At 71.4% G+C, this 17,804-nt stretch carries 28 protein-coding genes; 4 read left to right on the forward strand and 24 right to left on the reverse strand.

Annotated elements, in window-relative coordinates:
* The first annotated feature begins 146 nt into the window (after positions 1-146).
* Positions 147-350, forward strand: coding sequence for a hypothetical protein (locus OG514_RS39170; RefSeq protein WP_266903348.1), 204 nt, complete (start codon positions 147-149; stop codon positions 348-350).
* 18 nt (positions 351-368) lie between these two features.
* On the opposite strand, the gene OG514_RS39175 is transcribed toward OG514_RS39170, so the two are convergent.
* The 24 genes from OG514_RS39175 to OG514_RS39290 all read right to left on the reverse strand — a co-directional run bounded on the left by OG514_RS39175 (position 369) and on the right by OG514_RS39290 (position 15,003).
* Positions 369-1,661 (reverse strand): PBSX family phage terminase large subunit, encoded by a 1,293-nt coding sequence (locus OG514_RS39175; RefSeq protein ID WP_266903350.1) that lies wholly within the window; start codon positions 1,659-1,661, stop codon positions 369-371.
* Between the two features lie 19 nt (positions 1,662-1,680).
* On the reverse strand, positions 1,681-2,199 hold the full coding sequence (locus OG514_RS39180; RefSeq protein WP_266903352.1) for a helix-turn-helix domain-containing protein: 519 nt from the start codon (positions 2,197-2,199) through the stop codon (positions 1,681-1,683).
* A gap of 77 nt (positions 2,200-2,276) precedes the next feature.
* Positions 2,277-2,678, reverse strand: a complete 402-nt coding sequence (locus OG514_RS39185; RefSeq protein ID WP_266903354.1) for a hypothetical protein — start codon at positions 2,676-2,678, stop codon at positions 2,277-2,279.
* Positions 2,679-3,138: 460 nt separating this feature from the next.
* Positions 3,139-3,525, reverse strand: a complete 387-nt coding sequence (locus OG514_RS39190; RefSeq protein ID WP_266903356.1) for a helix-turn-helix domain-containing protein — start codon at positions 3,523-3,525, stop codon at positions 3,139-3,141.
* A gap of 88 nt (positions 3,526-3,613) precedes the next feature.
* Positions 3,614-4,063 (reverse strand): hypothetical protein, encoded by a 450-nt coding sequence (locus OG514_RS39195; protein ID WP_266903358.1) that lies wholly within the window; start codon positions 4,061-4,063, stop codon positions 3,614-3,616.
* A gap of 50 nt (positions 4,064-4,113) precedes the next feature.
* Positions 4,114-5,187: a hypothetical protein gene (locus OG514_RS39200; protein WP_266903360.1), complete on the reverse strand. Its 1,074-nt coding sequence runs from the start codon at positions 5,185-5,187 to the stop codon at positions 4,114-4,116.
* A gap of 159 nt (positions 5,188-5,346) precedes the next feature.
* Positions 5,347-6,180, reverse strand: coding sequence for a hypothetical protein (locus OG514_RS39205; RefSeq protein ID WP_266903362.1), 834 nt, complete (start codon positions 6,178-6,180; stop codon positions 5,347-5,349).
* A complete protein-coding gene (locus OG514_RS39210; RefSeq protein WP_266903364.1) occupies positions 6,177-7,274 on the reverse strand; it encodes a hypothetical protein in 1,098 nt (365 codons plus the stop codon). The genes OG514_RS39205 and OG514_RS39210 overlap by 4 nt, the downstream gene beginning before the upstream one ends.
* Complete coding sequence (locus tag OG514_RS39215) at positions 7,271-7,417, reverse strand: hypothetical protein (RefSeq protein WP_266903366.1); 147 nt, start codon at positions 7,415-7,417, stop codon at positions 7,271-7,273. Before OG514_RS39215 ends, OG514_RS39210 begins: the two co-directional genes overlap by 4 nt.
* Positions 7,414-7,791 carry a hypothetical protein gene (locus OG514_RS39220; RefSeq protein WP_266903368.1) on the reverse strand — a complete coding sequence of 126 codons (378 nt, stop codon included), beginning with the start codon at positions 7,789-7,791 and terminating at the stop codon, positions 7,414-7,416. The genes OG514_RS39215 and OG514_RS39220 overlap by 4 nt, the downstream gene beginning before the upstream one ends.
* A gap of 146 nt (positions 7,792-7,937) precedes the next feature.
* Complete coding sequence (locus tag OG514_RS39225) at positions 7,938-8,399, reverse strand: single-stranded DNA-binding protein (RefSeq protein WP_266903370.1); 462 nt, start codon at positions 8,397-8,399, stop codon at positions 7,938-7,940.
* Positions 8,399-8,860, reverse strand: coding sequence for an HNH endonuclease signature motif containing protein (locus OG514_RS39230; protein WP_266903372.1), 462 nt, complete (start codon positions 8,858-8,860; stop codon positions 8,399-8,401). The genes OG514_RS39225 and OG514_RS39230 overlap by 1 nt, the downstream gene beginning before the upstream one ends.
* Positions 8,861-8,987: 127 nt before the next feature.
* Positions 8,988-9,176, reverse strand: a complete 189-nt coding sequence (locus OG514_RS39235; RefSeq protein WP_266903374.1) for a hypothetical protein — start codon at positions 9,174-9,176, stop codon at positions 8,988-8,990.
* The gene (locus OG514_RS39240; protein ID WP_266903376.1) at positions 9,173-9,853 is read right to left on the reverse strand and encodes a hypothetical protein; all 681 of its coding nucleotides are present in this window, start codon (positions 9,851-9,853) and stop codon (positions 9,173-9,175) included. The genes OG514_RS39235 and OG514_RS39240 overlap by 4 nt, the downstream gene beginning before the upstream one ends.
* Positions 9,850-10,722: a hypothetical protein gene (locus OG514_RS39245; RefSeq protein ID WP_266903378.1), complete on the reverse strand. Its 873-nt coding sequence runs from the start codon at positions 10,720-10,722 to the stop codon at positions 9,850-9,852. Before OG514_RS39245 ends, OG514_RS39240 begins: the two co-directional genes overlap by 4 nt.
* A gap of 75 nt (positions 10,723-10,797) precedes the next feature.
* Positions 10,798-10,929 carry a hypothetical protein gene (locus tag OG514_RS39250; protein ID WP_266903379.1) on the reverse strand — a complete coding sequence of 44 codons (132 nt, stop codon included), beginning with the start codon at positions 10,927-10,929 and terminating at the stop codon, positions 10,798-10,800.
* On the reverse strand, positions 10,926-11,726 hold the full coding sequence (locus OG514_RS39255; RefSeq protein WP_266903380.1) for a DNA methylase: 801 nt from the start codon (positions 11,724-11,726) through the stop codon (positions 10,926-10,928). Before OG514_RS39255 ends, OG514_RS39250 begins: the two co-directional genes overlap by 4 nt.
* Positions 11,723-12,022, reverse strand: a complete 300-nt coding sequence (locus tag OG514_RS39260; RefSeq protein ID WP_266903381.1) for a WhiB family transcriptional regulator — start codon at positions 12,020-12,022, stop codon at positions 11,723-11,725. Before OG514_RS39260 ends, OG514_RS39255 begins: the two co-directional genes overlap by 4 nt.
* 65 nt (positions 12,023-12,087) lie before the next feature.
* Positions 12,088-12,717 carry a hypothetical protein gene (locus OG514_RS39265; RefSeq protein ID WP_266903383.1) on the reverse strand — a complete coding sequence of 210 codons (630 nt, stop codon included), beginning with the start codon at positions 12,715-12,717 and terminating at the stop codon, positions 12,088-12,090.
* Positions 12,714-13,787, reverse strand: coding sequence for an ERF family protein (locus OG514_RS39270; RefSeq protein ID WP_266903385.1), 1,074 nt, complete (start codon positions 13,785-13,787; stop codon positions 12,714-12,716). Before OG514_RS39270 ends, OG514_RS39265 begins: the two co-directional genes overlap by 4 nt.
* Positions 13,784-14,161 carry a hypothetical protein gene (locus OG514_RS39275; RefSeq protein ID WP_266903387.1) on the reverse strand — a complete coding sequence of 126 codons (378 nt, stop codon included), beginning with the start codon at positions 14,159-14,161 and terminating at the stop codon, positions 13,784-13,786. Before OG514_RS39275 ends, OG514_RS39270 begins: the two co-directional genes overlap by 4 nt.
* Positions 14,158-14,544 (reverse strand): hypothetical protein, encoded by a 387-nt coding sequence (locus OG514_RS39280; RefSeq protein ID WP_266903389.1) that lies wholly within the window; start codon positions 14,542-14,544, stop codon positions 14,158-14,160. The genes OG514_RS39275 and OG514_RS39280 overlap by 4 nt, the downstream gene beginning before the upstream one ends.
* 64 nt (positions 14,545-14,608) lie before the next feature.
* Positions 14,609-14,794, reverse strand: coding sequence for a hypothetical protein (locus OG514_RS39285; RefSeq protein ID WP_266903391.1), 186 nt, complete (start codon positions 14,792-14,794; stop codon positions 14,609-14,611).
* Positions 14,791-15,003, reverse strand: coding sequence for an XRE family transcriptional regulator (locus OG514_RS39290; protein ID WP_266903393.1), 213 nt, complete (start codon positions 15,001-15,003; stop codon positions 14,791-14,793). Before OG514_RS39290 ends, OG514_RS39285 begins: the two co-directional genes overlap by 4 nt.
* A gap of 313 nt (positions 15,004-15,316) precedes the next feature.
* Here OG514_RS39290 and OG514_RS39295 point away from each other — a divergent pair, with 313 nt between their 5' ends.
* From OG514_RS39295 to OG514_RS39305, 3 genes are read left to right on the forward strand one after another with little or no spacing between them, the layout of a single operon-like run.
* Complete coding sequence (locus OG514_RS39295; protein ID WP_266903395.1) at positions 15,317-15,757, forward strand: helix-turn-helix transcriptional regulator; 441 nt, start codon at positions 15,317-15,319, stop codon at positions 15,755-15,757.
* Positions 15,758-15,779: 22 nt separating this feature from the next.
* Positions 15,780-16,151 carry a hypothetical protein gene (locus OG514_RS39300; protein ID WP_266903397.1) on the forward strand — a complete coding sequence of 124 codons (372 nt, stop codon included), beginning with the start codon at positions 15,780-15,782 and terminating at the stop codon, positions 16,149-16,151.
* On the forward strand, positions 16,148-17,770 hold the full coding sequence (locus OG514_RS39305; protein ID WP_266903399.1) for a recombinase family protein: 1,623 nt from the start codon (positions 16,148-16,150) through the stop codon (positions 17,768-17,770). Before OG514_RS39300 ends, OG514_RS39305 begins: the two co-directional genes overlap by 4 nt.
* The last annotated feature ends 34 nt before the right edge of the window (positions 17,771-17,804 follow it).

Consider the following 17,804-nt stretch of genomic DNA (forward strand, 5'->3'; position numbering starts at 1 on the left):
CGGTGCTCACCTCCTCGGCCATCAACGCTTTGTTGATCGCGGTCAACCTGGGCATTTACGTGAACTCCGCATCGGAAGAGTGATCGGTGCGTTACCGTCGGTGCCCGGAAAGGAGAAGACACGATTATCGAAATGAGTCATCAATCGTGTTTAACTCCACTAATCACCGCAAATGCACCGTAGTGATTCTGCTGCTGGCCAGCCTTGTTGCTGCCCTGCTCGCCGGGATCGGATGGTCGCTGCTCGGTGGTGAACCGCTGGCTGCTGTGGCGGCAGGAGGTGCAGCGTTCGCCAGTTGCTTCGGCATCGGCCTGGGCGCTGCTACCTACCTGCGCGAACAGGGCAGTTAGCGGAGCGGAGGGGCGGTCTTACGGGGCTGCCCCTCCGTTGCGTTGGTGAACTGTGAGCAGGTGGCGCCACTCGTGCGCGGTGGAGTGCACGGCGTACCTGAGCGCGTCGACGCTGTGGTCGTCGACCTTCATGGGGGCGTCCTCGCCGCGCTCGGTGGCCTTCGGATCCCATGAGTAGCCGGGGAGTTCGGAGAGCAGGCCGGCGCATGACGAGTGGACGAGCAGGCGGTCGGCGGCGAGCAGGCTGGACACGGACCGGATGCCGTCGCTGACGGCGTTGGTCGCCTTGGCGGGGCTGCTGTGGCCGTCGGCCCACATCTGCGTGTGGAAGCTGGCGGCGGACGGGTCGATGAACGTCCACTCCGGCAACACGCCCCTTGGCGCGGTGTCGGGCGCGCCCGGCGGCCGGTAGGTGGCGAGCCATGTGCGGACGGCGTCGCTGTACTGGGCGTCGGTGAGCTGCCGGCGGGTCGCGCGGGAGTCGTGCCGGTACTCGGAGCAGGCGTACAGGCGGCCGTCGACACTGAGGCCGAGGAGGATGGCCGAGAAAGGGTTGGTCGTGCCGTAGTCGATGCCGACCCAATACCGGCGCATGTCCGGCAGGGTGTCGACGACGTGCCGGGCCTCGTCCCACATGCCATAGACGGCGCCCTCGGCAACCACCCATGCCCCATCGATCATGCGGCGTTTCCACAGACCGACGTACTCGGCGGCGAGGGAAGCGACGTACTCGGCGGAGAGGCTCGGGTTGTCGGCGAGGCGGAAGTGCCACGCCCTGAGGTTCAGCTCGGCGGCGCGGTCGAGGTATCCGACCTTGAGCCAGTGCCGCGGGCTGTCGGGGTTCGTGGTGGCGAACAGGCGCGCCCCCGGGGCGCTGAGACGCGCGAGTAGCTGCGTCCAGAACCCTTCGGGTACGAGCGTCGCCTCGTCGACGTACGCAAGCTGCGCGGTGAGGCCGCGCAACCGGCCTTCGGACTTGGCGTCGTTGGCGCCGATCAGGTGGACGGTGCGGCCGAGGATGGTGGCCGTGGTCGACCCGCGGGTGTGCACGACGTGCCGGGCGAGGGGGCCGAACAGTAGCGGGTCCTGGAGGGGCTCCAAGACGTTCCGCTCGATGGTCTGGATGGTCTTCCCGGCGATCAGGATGAGGCCGGACGGTCCGGCGCCGGCTACGGCGATGACGAACGCGAGCAACGACGCAATCGTCTTCCCGGACCGGACGGAGCCGTGCCACAGGTTGATGCGCGCGGTGGCGCGGCCGATCGAACGGAGCTGCTTACGGGACAGGGGGAGGGGGATGTCGGGGAGCACTGCTCACCCCCTCGATGGGCTATCCGCCGTCCTCGCCGGGGTCGTCCGCGAAAGCCCCTGTGAGGGCCTCTCCGAGACTGCCGAGCATCGAGCGGACCTGTCCGGCGTCGGCGCCGCCCTCGGCGGGCTGTAGGCGCATCGACTGCTGAATCGCGGTGGCGGTGGCGCTCATGATCTGTCGCTGATCGGCGAACCGGGGGCGGGCAAGGTTGGCGGTCTGCCAATCGCCCTCGCGGCCAGCGAACTCGCCAATCTCGCACGGCTCCCAGAGCTGCGCCCGGAGCTTCTCGGCGTCCTGGTGGAGGGTCTCGGCGAGGGCCTGGCGGCGGGCGGCGAGGTCGATGCGGCGGGCCTCGGTGGCGGCGACTACCTCGGGGCCGCGGGCAAAGCTGAGCGGCGGCTCGAACGCGGCGGCGATCTTGCTTACGGTCGAGGAACTGCGGTTGATCTTGCGGGCGATGTCGTTGCGGGACATGCCCTCGGCGTGGAGGGCCTTGACCTGCTCCCGGTCTCTGTCGGTGATGGGTCGGGCGGCCACGGCTCACCTCCTCGCCGAGGGCGGACATGGGGACGGCCCGGCTCCCTGGTGAGGGGGCCGGGCCGTCGGTGTGCGGATCAGGTGTTGCAGAAACCGGACTTCTTGAGTGCCTCGTTGATGGACTTGCCCTGGGCTTCCGTGGTCGTGACGTCCTTGTAGGTGAAGCGCTGGGAGGCGGTCCAATCCAGCTTGGACCCGCCGCCGTTGATGGCCTGGCACTGGTTCCGGGCCGCGTCTACGGCCTTGTCCTCGTAGCGGACGGTGCCGGGGGCTACGGCCTTAAGGGCGGCGAGGAGGTCGGCGCGGACCTGGCCGGTGGGCTTCGGCGGCAGACCGGACTTCGGGACGGCGGCGGAGGTGGTGGGCGCCGTCGCGGTGGCGGACAGCTTGGCGTCGGGTGCGGTCTCGTCGCCGCTGCACGCGGAGAGGGCGAGCAGGGTGGCGGCGGACAGGACGGCGGCGATGGCGGTGCGCTTCACGGTGTTCCCCTGGACGTACGGATGGGTCACTGGTGTGACTCGCGAGACGCAAGGGGGGTTGTGCAGGCATTCGTACACCTTCGCCCCGGGGTTCGCCGTTGACCGTCATCTCTTGCCCGAAAGGCGCACCAGGAGGTCCGACGGAACAATGGCAGGGAGGACCCTGAGCCGGAGGCCGCTATGTTCGATAAGCCGGGTGAACGTGAAGCTTTGGAACGTGCAGCAGACACGGCACTGTCCGAGAATCGGCCCGTGGTCGTTGAGGGCTTTGGGCTGGTCGTGGCACCCGACACGATCATGACGGAAGCTATGGCCAACAACCAGCCCATCACGGAGACGTGGAAGTTGCGCCGCCTAGATGGACGCTCGGTGCACATATACAAGTGGACCGAGTGACCGTTTCCGGGCACGCCGGGGACGGCCCGATTAGATCACGGAACGGTAACGGCGCGCAACGTGATCACGCGGACGCGTCGGTGCCTGCGACCGGTCGGTCGGCGTGCTGACGCCTGAGCCATGCGAGCCATGCGGCGCGGCGGCGGTCGGCGGCAGCATGGATGGCGCGCACCAGTGGTGCGGGGAGGTCGCCGGTTCCCTTGTCGGCGAGGGTGTTCAAGTCCTGGATGAGTTCCCTGGTGAGGTTGAACAGGATGGCCGGTGGGCGGGGCTCGTTGCTGGTCGGGGCGGGTGGTGCGTCCTGTGGTGCGGGGGTGGTGCGCAGGATGCGCGCCACGGTGGTGTGGTGGATGCCGAGTTCGCGGCCGATGGCTCGATGGGAGGCGCCGGCTCCGTGGCGCTTGTGCACCATGGCGCGCCGTTCGTCGACGGATAGGGTGGGTGTGGCCATGACGGGGGTTGCTCCTGTCGTGGTGGGGCGGGTCTGGCCTCGCGGTTGCGTCGCGAGGGGTGCCGGGCCCGCCCATCCTGTTCTTGGGCTACTCGGCGCCCTGTCGTCCCTTCCGCAGGACGGTGTAGACGTGGGACGGCGTGACGCTGAGGCACGCGGCGATGTCCGGCGCGGTGATGCCCGCTCCGTTGGCCGCGGCGATTGCCTGGGGCGTCTTCTTGATCGCCTCCTCGCCTCCCTCGCGCTTCCGGCGGAGCCCCAAGAGTTCGTGGATGAACGGGCGCTGCTCGGGCGGGAAGTTGTTGGCGATGGAGCGGTCGTTCTCGGTCAGGGTGTGGCTGCGGTGGGCTTCCTCCTCGACCTCGGTGGGCAGCGCGGGGAGGGCCGGGAGGCCACGTTCGGCGCGGTAACTGTCGAGGAGGTCGATTACCGCTCCGAGGATGCTCGACTGGAGGCCGTCCGTCGTCGCTCGCTCGGTTGCGAGGTGCTGGCGCAGCTCGGCGACGGTCGGTTCGGTGTGGCGCGGGTCGGTGTCCATGGTGGTCCTTCCGGGGCGGGCCCGCCCCGGTGTGGGGCGGGCCGTGCGGGTCAGCCGAACAGGGATCCCTGTTCGCGGTCGGGTCGGGCGGGGAAGATGGCGTCGGGGTGCTCGCCGATCCACTGGCCTTGCCATGTGCCGGCGGTCGCCTCGGCCTCGGTGACCAACTCGGCGGCGTGGCGGGCCTCGGTGTCGACGACGTCGTCGAGTTCGAACGCGGCGGGGGATCCGGCGAGGGCGTCGCGGAGCCGCTGGGCGGCGCGGGCGCGGTAGTCGTGCTGGGCGCGCTCGGTAGCGTCGACCTCGGCCTCGGCGGCGGGGGGCTGCTCCTGGGCGCGCTGCTCCTCGACCTGGGCGGGGGTCAGCTCGGACATGAGCAGGCGGCGGCGGGAGAAACCGCGGTGCTTGCGGATGACGGCGCGGACCTCGGGCAGGGCCTCGGCGCGCGGGGTCATGTCCTGGTAGGTCTCGCCGTAGACGCGCGCGACTTCCTTGCCGCTGGCGGGGTCGGTGATGGTCCACCAGTTGGACGGCTCGTCGCGGACGGCGGCGGGCGCCTGAACGCGGGCGTTGACGCGGGCCGCGTAGGCCGCGAACAACTCCGACTCGACCGCGTGGTTGATGCCGTAGGACAGGCCCCCGTTCGCGCGCTTCTGTTCGGCGCGGAACTGCGTGATGCCGGCGGCGTTCTCCAGGGCTTCAATGCGCTGGTTGTGGATCTCCCGCGCGGGCTTCCCGGCGCGGGTGATGCAGGGGGCGCCTACGCCGACGCGGCACGCCGGGCAGGCGACGGTGTCGGCGAGGTTCCCGCGGTGGGGGCGCTCGGCGACCTGGGGCGCGGGCTTGGGGGTGTGGCCGGCGCGCTGGATCCACAGGCGGGAGGCGCGGGCCTCGGAGGGGGTGTGCAGCTTGCGGTTTTCAAGGATGGCCTCGGCGTACGCGCTGATCAGGTGGAGTACGGCGGTGCCGTGCGCGGGGATGACGAGCGTCCGGCCCCGGCCGCGGCGGGCGTTGTCGAGGGCGATGCGCAGGTCGGCGGCGGCGGGGTGCTTGGCGGCGGGGCCGGTGGCGAGGTCGGCGCGGCTGAGGTGGTCGGCGAGGGCGCCGGGGATCGTGACGTCCATGGGGGTGCTCCCTGGTCGTTGTCGGGGGCCGGGTTGCGTCCGGCCGGGGGTGTCGGGTTGCGTCCGACGAGAACGACTGTAGCCGCTACTGTGACGACTACACAAGTGGTCACAGTAACGGCTACACATGGAACTGCGTTCGAGCGGCGCCGAGTTGGGCTAGGCGTCCCGGCGGCGGTCGTCGAGGCCGGTCCACAGTGCGGCGAGGTCGGCTCCCCGCCACGTGCGCCGGCCCCGATCGAGCGTGGCGGGGGCCGGGCACTGCTCCCCGGTCTGGCACGTCGCGGACGGCTCCCCGCCGGGCACCGTGCGGGCGAGCAGCTCGCCCCCGCACCACGGGCACGGGTCGGGGAGCGTGGTCGTCCGGCCGTCCCGGCCGAGGGCGGCCTCGACGCGGCGGCGGGCGCGGCGGGCGACTGTGGCGAGGTCGGCGAGGACGTCGTCGCCGAGGGGGTAGAACAGGCCGTCGCCCTGGTCCTCGTCGAGGGCGCGCCCCTCCAGCCACACGGCGGCCCAGTGCAGCCCGTGCGCCCGGGATCCGGCGGCGGTCGTCCGGCCGGACGGGCCGACGGTCGACGGGGTCCAGCGGCGGGGGTCGGCGCGGTCGTCCTCGTCGTCGACGACGCGCATGGTGCCGGTGGTCGCCGTGCCGCCGCCGCGCAGGTGGGCGCGTACGGGCCGCTGGTAGCGGGGGGCGATGCTGTCGCACGCGGTGAAGAGTGCGGCCTCGACGGCGAGGGCGGCGTCGAGCGCGGTCAGGTTGGCCGGCGCGGGGTGCTGGCGGAGCGTAAGCGGGGTGCGGCCGAGGTGCTGCTCGTCGTCCTGGTCGGCGTCGCCGAGCTGGTCGAGGAAACCCCGGGTCTCTCGGGGCGGCCATGTGTCGGCGGGGCGCTGCTCGATGGCGACGAGCAGGTCGCCCCACTGCTCACGGACGGCGCGCAGGTCCGCGGCGGTGGTGAGGGCGTTCTCGGGGAGCGCGGTCGGGGTGATCATGGCTGGTCCTTCCTGGCCTGCTCGATCGCGGCGTACAGGCGGTCGGCGATGTCGGCGGGGTGCTCGGTTCCGAGCTGGTTGGCGGCGCGGCCGGCGGCGTCGAGCAGCTCGTCGAGGCGGGCGCGGGCGTTGGCGTAGAGGCGTGAGGCGTGCTGCTCGCGGGGGCATCCGCAGGTGGCGCACTCGGCTGCGAGGCGGCGGCGGGCGTCGGCGAGGCGCTGCTCGTTCTTCCGGGCGTGCTTGGTCTGGCGGGCGAGGGTGACGAGCAGGGCGCCGGCGCGCTTCCGTTCCGCGGTGAGCTGCTGCCGGAGGGTGCGTACCTCCGCGGCCTTCCCGTCGAGGGTGGCGAGGGCGTTGTTGGCCTGCTCGTAGGCGAGGCGCTCGGCCATGGTGCGGCGGGCGCGTGCTTCCTGGCCGGCCTGTTCGGCGGTGTAGCCGTAGCGCATTCCGAGGTGTGCCCACAGGTCGGCCCACGTGCGGGCGCCGCGGACGTGGGCGAGGAGGGCCTCGGCGCGGTCGGTGCGCTGCTTCTCGGTGGCGAGGGCGACGGCGTGTTCGCGGTCGCGTTCGGCGAGGACGGCGGCCTGACTGTCGGCGGCGGCGGCGAACGCGGCGGCGGCGCGGGCGGCGGCGGGGGTGAGTCCTTGGTGCTCGCCGAGGATCGCGAGGACGTCGCCGTACGTCTCGGCTCGGTGCAGTCGGCCGAGGAACGCCTCGGCGCGGTCGCGCTCGTCCGTGATGCGTTGCGCTCCGTCGGCACGGCCAGCGTCGACGGCGTGGAGCACGTCAATGTGGTGTCGAGCCTCGGCGAGCTGCTCCTCGACGCGGGCGCGGTCCTCCTCGGCCTCGACGATTGCGGCGTCGGCGGCGGCGAGGCGGTCGCGCATCTGCTGCATGGCGCGGTCCTGCCCGCGGGCGGTGGCTCGGAGTTGGTCTGCGGTGGCGGCCTCGGCGAGGGCGTACTCGCGGAGCGCGTCCGCTTCGGTGGGGGACAGTCGGTCGGCGCGGTCGAGGAGGATCTCGAATTTGATCCGGCGGGCGAGGCGGTCGGTGGCGTGCTTCTTGCGGTCGGCCATGGTGCGGCGGCGGGTCATCGGCGCGGGCCCTTCGGGCGGCTGGGGTAGTGGGTGTGGTGGGCGCGCCCGTGCTCGCCGCGTAGGGCCCACGCGATCAGGTAGGCGGCGGCGGCGAGCAGGGTGGCGGCGACGGCGAGGGATGCCGCGTGGGCGAGCGTCATGGGGTGTGCTGCTCGGCGAGGGCCTGGTCGCGGTCGAGGCCGGCGGCGCACGCGGCGACGATCTTCCGGGCGCCCTCGTACCCGGTGAGCAGGCCACGGGACGAGCGGGTGAGTCCCCATTCGGTGCGGGTGGCGCGGTAGTGGGCCTCGATCAGGGCCTCGATCTGCCGGGCGTGGGCGGCGAGCAGGATGCGGGCGGCGGCGAGGGCCTGGTCGGGGGTGCGGGACAGGGAGGTGTCGAGCAGGACGTCGCGGAGCGTGGCGAGGGTCTGGTCGGCGGTGTCGTCGTTGAACGCGAGGGCGTCGCGGACGGTGCCGGCGTCGAGGTCGCCCTCGAACGCGGGGGCGGTCTCGGAGGGGGCGGGGGTGTTCATGGGCTGGCTCCGTCTCGGCTCGTCAGTCGGGTGTCGGTGTTGACCGGGGCGCGGTAGTGCACGGGACGTGTGTGGGCTTCACGGTGTTGGCGGTGAACCACTGCACGCGCGCGCGTGGGCGGCGCGGCGACCGGTCGGCGGCGCGGTCAGTAGGCGGGGCCGCCGGTGTTCCACTGGTCGTACTGGGGCTGCTGCTGGCCGTATCCGCCCTGTGCCTGCTGGGAGTTGCCTCCCTGGCGGTTGCCGGTGGTCTTGGTGACCTGTGCGGTGGCGTTGCGGAGCGAGGGTGCGACTTCCTCGGCCTCGATCTCGACGACCGTGCGCTTGACACCCTGGTTGTCCTCGTAGCTGCGCTGGCGGAGAGTGCCGACGACGACGACGCGGGCGCCGCGCTGGATGCTGGCGGCGACGTTCTCGCCGAGAGAGCGCCATGCGGTCACGGTCATGAACAGGGACTCGCCGTCCTGCCACTGGCCGGACTGCTTGTCGTAGGTGCGGGGGGTCGAGGCGATGCGGAACTTGGCGACGGCGTGTCCGGCGCCGGTGTGCCTGAGTTCGGGGTCGTCGACGAGGTTTCCGGCGATGGTGATGGTGGTCTCTCCGGCCATCAGGCGGCGGTCCTTTCGGTGGTGGGGCGGCGGCAGGCACGGCAGGCGCGGGCGCCGTTGGGGCGTACGTAGGTGTTGGCGGCGTCGAAGGGGTGACCTCGGAGGCATCGCACCTTCCGCGCGTTGATCGCGGTCGGGCCGCTGCTGCGGAGGGTGTTGGTGCGGTGGTCGGTCACTTCGAGGTGGGCGGGGTTGACGCAGTTGCGGCGGCGGCATCGGTGGTCGACCTCGGTGCCGGCGGGGATGGGGCCTCGGGCCTGTTCGTAGGCGTACTGGTGGGCGCGGACGGTGTGGCCGTCGGCCTTGAACGCTCCGTAGAACTCGCCGTGTTCGCCGGCGTCGTGGGGGCGCTTGCTGCGGGCTCCGCCGGTCCAGAGGTGGCAGGGGCCGGGGGCGTCGCGGTAGAGGCTGAGGGGGCCGGCCGGATCGACCTTGGCGGCGAAGCGCTCGGGGGTGTTCACGGGGGCGGTCCTCCTGCTCTACGTGCTGAGCGCGCGCGCTCGCGGTTCTGTCTCGACAGGCATGTATCTGTCGAGACAGAAAGATAGCGGATGTGGAGCTGCTCCGGCTCCCCCTGCGGAGGGGGGGCTAGGTGGCGTCCTCCGGGGTGAACGCGGGCGGGATCACCCGCAGGTCCCACCCGGCCCATTCGAGGGCCCTGGCGGCCCGTACAGCGGTCGAGCCGGGCCGGTACAGCAACTCCCTTACGGTCGCGTCCTCGATGACGGTGCGGATGATGGCGACGGCGGCGGCCGGGATCGGCGCGGGCGTGGTCATGCGGCGGCCTCCTGGTGGTGGGCGGCGAGGGCGGCCTCGACGCGGGAGGGGTGCGGGGCGCGTTCGGTGCGGCGCCGGTCGCCCTTCTTGCACGGCGTGCGGACGTCGGCGCGGCAGTGCTCGTACGGGCACGGGACGCCGAGGGGGTCGGGCCGCTCCTGCTCGGCGAGGGCTCGGCGGCGAGGCCGGTGGTCGGTGAGGGCGGCCTCGACGTCGCGGGGCACGTAGTAGCCGAGGGCGGCGAGGCGCTCGGCGGCGAACTCGTCGCGCTCCTCGCGGGTGGCGGCGGCCGGGAGGGCGAGCGTCGGCCGGTCCTCGGAGAAACCGAGGGCCCTGGAAGCGGACGGGGGCGCGACTCGGCCGTCGGCGACGGCAGCGAGGAGGGCGCGGCGGCGGGTGATGGACTCGGCGCCGGTCTCGCCCGGGACTCCGTCGTAGACGATCGTCGCGGCGTTGACCCGCTCGGCGCGGATCCGGGCGCGCTGCTGGCGGACGTGCGCGGGGGTCAGCCACTTGTCGGTGTCGCCGTAGTGGCGGGCAACGGCGGCGCGGGCGTCGTCGTCGAAGGGCATCGAGTGCAGGGCGGCGGCCCATGCGCGGGCGTCGGCCTCGCCGACGGTGCGGCGGTCAAATGCGGCGGCGAGGGTGAGCAGTTCGGCGGCGTCGGCGGGGGTCACTGGGCGGCCTCCTGGGCGCGGAGTCGGGCGGCGAGGTCGAGACCCTCGGCGACCCGCTGGTCGGTCGTGGAGGGGCGGTTGATCGGGACGACGTTCCCGCCGGCGGCCGGGCGGCTGGCCTGGAGACGGAGGGTGTCGTACTTGTCGCGGAGCTTCGGCATGGACAGCACGTTGGAACGCCAGAAGTCGGAGTTCTGGCACCAATCGATGGCGTTGTGCACCTGCTCCTCGGTGCGGCCGTCCTTGTCGAGCATGAGCCGGGCAGCGTCCCGCCACGCCTTCGTGATGCTGGGCCGCTTGCTGCCGTTCTGTTCGATGCGGTCGGCGAGGTGCTCACACACCCGCTCGACGTCTTCACGGACCGGCGCCGGGTCGGGGTCTCGCGGAGCGAGGGCCGACGACTTCCCGTTCCCTGTTCCCTGTTCCCTTCCCTGTTCCCTGTTCCTTTCCTGGTGTGAGTCCTCACTGAGATGTGCGTGAGCCTGCTCGGAGTCGTCATCACCGCTGGTCAGGGGCGGTTCCGGGGCCGATTCGCCCTGGTCGGGGGCCGGGAGGCGCGAGGCGGACGGCCGGTTGATCCGCTGGTGCTCCTTCCACCCGGACACGGCCAAGTAGTGCTTGCCGGTGACGACGTAGCGAACGATCAGTGAGGACTCACTGAGTGCGGCGAGGTCGGTCTCGACGTCGGCGGCGGTCCGGTCGTCGAGCGGCCAGAGTGCGGCCTTGATGAGTCGGGCGTCGTCGACGGCGCGGCCGAGGTCGTCGCAGTGCGTCCACAGGCCGATGAACGTCAAGCGCTGCTCGATGGTGAGGTCGGCGATCGTCAGGGACGTGAAAAAGTCGGGTTTGATCGTGCGAATGCGCGGCATGGCGGGGTCCTGTCGGGGTGATGCGCCCGGGGCGAGGGGATCGGGTCCGGCCTCGCCCCGGGGCAGTGCGGGGGGCTACTGCGGGCGGGTGCGCGGTACGGGGCGGTGGGTGTCGCATCGCCATCCGCACGGGTACAGGCGGGCCGGTGCGCCGTACTTCGGCGTCTCGCACTCGGGCGCCGGCCGGTCGTGGGCGAGGCGGGTCATGCCGCGACCGTCATGCGCTCGGCGAGGATTTGCTCGGCGGCCTGCTCGGCGAGGAAGCGGGTGTAGGCGGGCGGGATGGCCTCGGTGAGTTCGTGGCGTACGTCGGTCCACGTGATCTGCATGGCGACTTGCATCTCCGCGACGGTCGCCTTGCCACCCCCGCGGCCGTACGCGGCGACGTACGGGCCGTCGTAGTGCTTGCCGTGGCGATGTCCGCGGACGCGGCCCCGGTGCCGGGTGTGCGGGAGCGCGAGGGGGAACCATCCCTCGGCCTCGAACTTCCGGTGCCTCAGGATCGGCAGACCGAACATCGTCCCGCACAGGGTCACATCGGGGCGCGCGTCCGGGTTCTCGATCACGTACGGCCGGCCGGCGGCGAGCATCGCCTCGCGGCCGGGGCCGATCAGGTCCGGGTACGTCTCGCGCAGGTGCCGGTTCGTTCCCTTGGTGATCGCGGCGCCGTACTGGCACGGCCACGACGCGTGGACCATGTCGTACTCGTGGCCGTGCGCCCGGATGTACTCGATGGCGTCGCCCCGGACGAACGGGAAGGGGTAGTTGGGCTGCTCGTCAAGGTCGACGCCGACCACGTCCCATCCGGCGAGGTACCAACCCATCGCGGCCCCGCCGGCGCAGCAACAGGCGTCGAGGACCGTAAGACCGTTCCACGGGCGGGCCGGGAGCGGCCACCCGGTACGGCTCGCGGCCTGCGAGGCGTCCAGTTGGCCGCGGACCGGGGCCGGCGGCGCGGTGTCGAGCAGGCGGCGGGCGCGGTCGAGGCGCGCGCGGCCGGTCATGCGGCGGCCTCGACGGCGAGGGCGGCGCGCTGCGCCTTCTTGGCGGCGTTGTAGAGGTTGTACCGGCCGCTCGCGGTCCTACCGCCGCGGATACCGAACCGGCCGGTCTTGCCGCGCCCGCCCTCCTCGGCGAGGGCCTCGGCGAGGCACTCCTCGCGGACGGGGCACGGCTCGCAGATCGCGAGGGCCTCGCGACGGCCCTCCGCGTCGGCCGCGGCCGGGAAGAACGCATCGACGGCCATGTCGGTGCACGCGGCGGCCCGGCGCCAACCGGTGTTGATCGTGAGGGAGTTCATGGGTGGTGCTCCTGGTCGAGGGGCCCGCCCCGTTCGGGGGTCGGGGCGGGCTGTGGCGCGGGGGTTCAGGGCTGCTCGGGCGCCGGCTCGTCGGCCGGGGGGAGCGCGGGCGGCGTCGGGGGCGTGTCGAGGTCGAGGCGCTTGGCGGCGACGGCCTCGGCGACCAGGGCGCGGCCGTCACGGGGCTGGTTCTTGCTGGTCTTGCTGAACAGCCATCGGAAGTGCGGCGACTTGGTGGGCTGGATCGCGACTCCGGGCACGTCGTGCAGCTCGCCCGTGTCCGGGTCGGCGTACCGGGGGGTGTTCGCCGCGTTGACGGCTCCGAGGACCCGCGCGGTGAACTGCTCGTCGACGACGACCTCGGTGCGGGCCGGGACGATCCGGAAATCGAAGTATTCCGGGTAGGTGTCGCGCACCCATGCCTCGAACGCGGGCCGGTCGACGACGCGGGCCTCGGCCTCACCGCCCACGCGGGTCACGGTGGCGAACTTCGTGCCGTCGTCGAGGGTGACGTCGGCCTTCGTACTGCGGGTCGCCTGGTACTGCTGCGTGAGCAGCTTGGCGGCCTGCCGGCTGACGTCGTCGAACATTTCCTCGGCGCGGTCGAGTTGGGCCCGCATCGCCTGTCGGTGGCGCAGGACGGCGGCGAGGTACTCGGGGTCGGGCGCCTCGACCTTCTTCTCGACGGTGCTCATGCGGCGGTCCCCTCGATCTTCTTCCGGAACGCGTGGAGCTGAACGGCGGTGGCCTGGGCGATCGGGATGCCGTAGACGCGCTCGAAATCGGCGTCGAGCGTGATCAGGTGCGCCCGGGACGCGGCGATCCTGAGCGCTTCCTCGGCGGCGGTGGTCGGGTTCCCGCTGGGCGGCGCGGTGGCGACGGCGGGGACCGGGGGCGCCCCGGCCGGGGCCTGCTCCGGGGGCGGCCCGGCGGGCGGGGTCGACTGCGGGCCGCGGGCCGCCGCGCGCTTCTCGGCGGCGATGGCGTCGAGCTGCGTGATGTACTCGGGCGGCGCGCCGGCTGCGTCGGCGGCCTTGCGGATCGCGGCGAACTCCTCCTCGCTCGTCGCCTTTCGGGCCTCGGCGGCGTAGTCGCGGCGGCGGCGCTGCTGGGGCTGCTCCTGGCCGTGCGCCTGGTCCTGCTGCGGGCGGCGCTGCTGCTGACGCTGCCCGCGCTGCTGCTGGGGCTGCTGGCGGCGCTGCTGGGGCTGCTGCTGGCGCTGCTGCGGGGCGTTGGTCATGACCGGGTGATCGCGGTCGCCGTCGTCGATGCTGCGGGCGTCCACGGGGATCATGAACACCTGAAAGAGCATGTACTTGAGCGCGGCCGACATAGCCTTGTTGGTGCTCTTGTCGGCCGTGTCCATGGCCTCGCCCGGGATGGTGACGGCGAGGCAGTCGCCGGCCGGACCGTAGATGCGGTACAGCATCGTGATTACGGTGTGCGTGCCCTTCTCGCCGCGCGGGCGCTGCTTGTGCTCGACGACCTCGGGGGCGATGAAGCACCCGTGGTTCCGCATGGGGCCGGCCATGGCGGACATCGCGTCGTCGACGCCACGGAAGTAGTAGTTCTGCTGCTGGTTCTGCTTGTCCTTGCCCACGGGCATGACGTCCCGCATGACGCCGTGGATGACGGCGAACACGCGGGGGAGTTCGGCACTCGTCCCGGCCGGCGCCGGGGTGTACGCGGTGCTCGCGCGGCGGGCGACGGGGGTCTCGACAACCGGCGGTGCGGTGTGGGCGGTCGGCAGGGTGGTGACGGTCACGAGTGGTTCTCCTGTGCGGTGGAGCGGTGGCGGATGTAGGCGGCCTGCTTCGTGAGCGACGTAGCGAGGGCGATGGCGTCGTCGGGGGTGAGCAGGTCGTCTAGGCGCTCGGCGGACTCCAGCGGGGCGAGCAGGGCGTCGCGGGACCCGTCCGCCTCGGCGGCCCGAATGGCGCGCTCCCAGTCAGCGGCGTCGTCACTCACGACCACGTGGTCGAGGGACAGGACCGACGCGGCGTGCTTGGTGAGCAGGCGGCCGAACAGGTCGGGGTCCTCGGCGTACGCGAGGGCAAGCTCGTCGAGCAGGGGGGAGACGGCGAGGGTGACCGGGAGGCGGACGGCGGTCCCGTCGGCGGTGAGCGTGGGGCGGATCACTGGTTCACCTCCGGCGCGAGGTCGAGGGCGGCCGGAGCGGTCGGCGCGGTGTCGAGCAGGCGCCCGGTGTCGGCCCGGTAGGTGTGGGGGTGCGTCCAGTCGGCGGCCGGGAACTCGCCGATGATCAGGCGGCGGGCCGCGCGGTGCGCCTCGACGTCGGCCTCGATCGGCTGACCGGTGAGCGTCGCGAGGGATACGAGCGTGCGGCGGGTGGGGGTGTCGGCCGGGTCGCTGTAGACGGGGGTCAGGTAGACGCGGACGGTGCCGGGGGCGATCCGGTGCAGCTCGGCGGCGAGGCGGTCACGGAACGCGACGTGCTTGCGGCCGGCCTGCCCGCCACGGAGTGCGGTGGCGGCGCGGAGCTGGGTAAGCTGGGGGTTCATGAGTCGGTCTCCTTCGGGGGATCGGTCGGGCCGTCCGGGTGCCACCGGGCGGCCCTTTTGCGTGTCAGGCGGCGAGCGGCCGGGGGCCGGCCTGCTGCCGTTGCTGGCGCATGAGACGGCGAACGATCAGCTCTCGCTCAGGGGAAAGACGGCCGGCCGCGTAGTCGGCAGCGATGTCGGCGAGGGCGATGTCGAGGACACGGCGCGCGTTGGCGAACGCCTGCTCGCGGGGGATGACGGGGCCGGTCATGCGGCGGCCTTCGCCGGAGTAATGAGCTGCGCGGTGGTGAGGCCGTAGCGGGCGTGCACCTTGGCCGCGAGGCGGGCCGAGGGGGCGGTCACGCCACCCCACAGGCGCCACGCCGTGACGGGCGGGATGCCGAGGTCGGCGGCGAGGGCCTTGTAGTCGCTGACCCCGTGCGCGGTGGCGGCCTGCTGCAAGAGAGCGCGGTCGTACATGGGAGTGCTTCCTTCTTTCCTGGCAGATAGCTATCTGCCGAGACAGAAAGGTAGCATCTATCTTTCACGAGTGAAAGATAAAACCGGTGGGCGGTGTCAGACCCATGCCCGGGACTGCCGGTCGGGTCTCGTAACGGCATGTGACGGAGTCATGTGCTGCGCGTTGACAGAGTGGTTGAAAGATGGGCAGTATCGAACCCACGTTCGACATAAACGTGGCAGGTCGAACGATCAGGGCCGTGCCCGGGGGAGGGGGGAGTCATGTCTAGAACTCGCTGTTTCATCTATGAAACGAGCGCGCTAGATTTCTGCCATGGCAGAAAACAAGACCGACGCGACGCGCTCGGCGTTCGCCGCGTGGCTCTCTCAGGAACTCGTGAGACGCGGATACGACGTCACCGGCCTACGCAGCGGGGGACGCTCCCGCTTCGCCGCAGATAGCGGCATCAGCCCCTCGACTGTCGGCCGGCTCCTCAGGGGCGAAGCCGTCACAGACACCCGCGTCCTCGGCACCCTCGCCGCCGCCCTGAACAAGCCCCTCGCCGAGATCCTCGTACGGACCGGCGTCATCACCGACGAGCAGCTCTACGACGTCCAGCACCCCACGACGGACACCACCCGCAAGATCAGCCCCGAGGAAGCCGCAGACGACCTCGGCATCACCGACCCCCACAAGCGCGCGCTGTTCCTCAACATGACGCGCACGCTGCAAGAACAGTCCGACAACGGCGAGGGCGAGGCCCGAGCCGAGTAGCACCACCCCGGAGGTCACCCCCGTGTTCCGTCGTCCCGCGCCCCTCATCACTGCTGGACTCTTTGCCGCCGCCCTCTCCGTCGGGGCGACCGGATGGGCCACCAGCACCCAAGCCCTCACCGATGCGGGCATACTCGGCGCCGTCGCGACGGTCCCCCTCCTCTACTGGGTGATGATCACCCGCACCCACCAGATCACTGACGACCAGCTCGCCGAAGCGCACCAGGCCGGCTACGCCCTGGCTCTCCACCACGTTGCGCGCGGTCTGCTCGTCCCGGACCCGGCCCCGCCGACCCCCGGCCACCACCAGGACGACGAGCAGACCCCGGGCAACGTGGTGCACCTCCACCACCGCCCGAACTACACCACCGAGGAGAAACGGACGGCACAGTGAAACCGTCGGACACGTTCCGCAGCTCCCTGCACGATGAGGGGGGCGAACCGTGGCTCGGGTACATCCGGGTCTCGACCTACAAAGAGGAGAAGATCTCACCGGAGATCCAGCGCGAGGCAATCACCCAGTGGGCCGCCCGAACGGGCCGTCGCATCGTTGAGTGGGTGACCGACCTCGACGTCAGCGGACGCCACTTCAAACGCAAGATCACCAAGTGCGTCGAGAACGTCGAGGCCGGCAAGGCATTGGGCGTCGCTGTGTGGAAGTACAGCCGGTTTGGCCGCGACCGCACCGGAAACGCGCTCTGGCTTGCCAAGCTCGAATCCGCCGGCGGTCAGCTCGAATCCGCCACAGAACCGGTCGACGCAACCACCGCCATCGGCCGCTTTCAGCGCGGCATGATCCTGGAGTTCGCCGCCTTCGAAAGTGACCGCGCCGGCGAGCAGTGGAAGGAAACACACGAGCACCGGCAATACAAGCTCGGCTTGCCGGCCAGCGGGGGAAAGCGATTCGGCTACATCTGGCATCGCCGCTGGAACCCTGAAACGGAAACGCTCCAAAAGGAACGGTACGAACCGGACCAGACCATCGCGCCTGTCGTCGCGGACCTCTACCGCGCCTACGTTGCAGGCAAGGGGTTCCCGCAGTTGGTGCAGTCCGTGAACGCCCAGGGGCACCGAAGCAACTCTGGAGGTCTGTGGAGTACCGACACCCTCCGCTGGTACATGGACAGCGGCTTTCCCGCTGGCCTGCTCCGCGTGCACGACCCCGACCACCGGTGCCGCAAGAAGGACGGCAACTGTCGCTCGAAGATCTACATCCAGGGGACCCACGAGGAACTGATCGAGTTCGACCTGTGGACGGCCTACCTCGCACGACGCAAGACCGTCCGCAATACCAAGCCCCGCGCCCGAACAGGGACGTACGAGCTTGCCGGATTGCCGTCCTGCGGCGGGTGCCGATTGGGTACCAGCCTGAACACGCGACGCCGACACGGCAGCGCAATCACGGAGCCCGGCTACTCGTACAGGTGCACCCGTCGAGCGAAGTACGGGCCCCTTTCATGCGAGGGCGTACTCGTCCCGCGCACCATCGTCGAAAAGGAGGTGACCAAGTGGCTGGAGGAACGGGCCGCCGATGGCATCGACGATGCGCCGTCCACGGACGTCAGCCCCCGCCGTGACCTTATTGCCGAGCAGGCCACCCGCGCCCGCGCACGAGTGCAGGCACAAGCTGAACTCGACCGGCACCGCGCCGCCATCGCCCGACTGCGAGCGGATCATGCGGCCAACCCGGAAGACTGGGAGCAGGACGAGTACGAGGATGCCCTCGCCCTCGCCCGAAAGAAGCGAGCCGACGCGCAAGCGCAACTCGATAGCCTCCCCGAGGAGGAGCCTCTCCCGGACCGCGCAGAAGCCGAGGTGCTGATTGCTGGCGCGGCCGAAGCGTGGGATGCCCTGGATGCGCAACAGCGCAACGCCCTGCTTCGCCAGCTCGTACGCCGAGTCGTGCTGACCAGGACCGGGCCCGGTCTGGCCGAGGTGACTGTGCACCCCGTGTGGGAGCCCGACCCGTGGGCTGCTCTTGAGCCCGCAAGTCGCGGAGTCATTACGGGGTGATCAACCCCATAAGTGTTTTACCCGTACGGGTGTG

The organism is Streptomyces sp. NBC_00572, from assembly GCF_026341815.1.
Classification (GTDB): Bacteria; Actinomycetota; Actinomycetes; order Streptomycetales; family Streptomycetaceae; genus Streptomyces.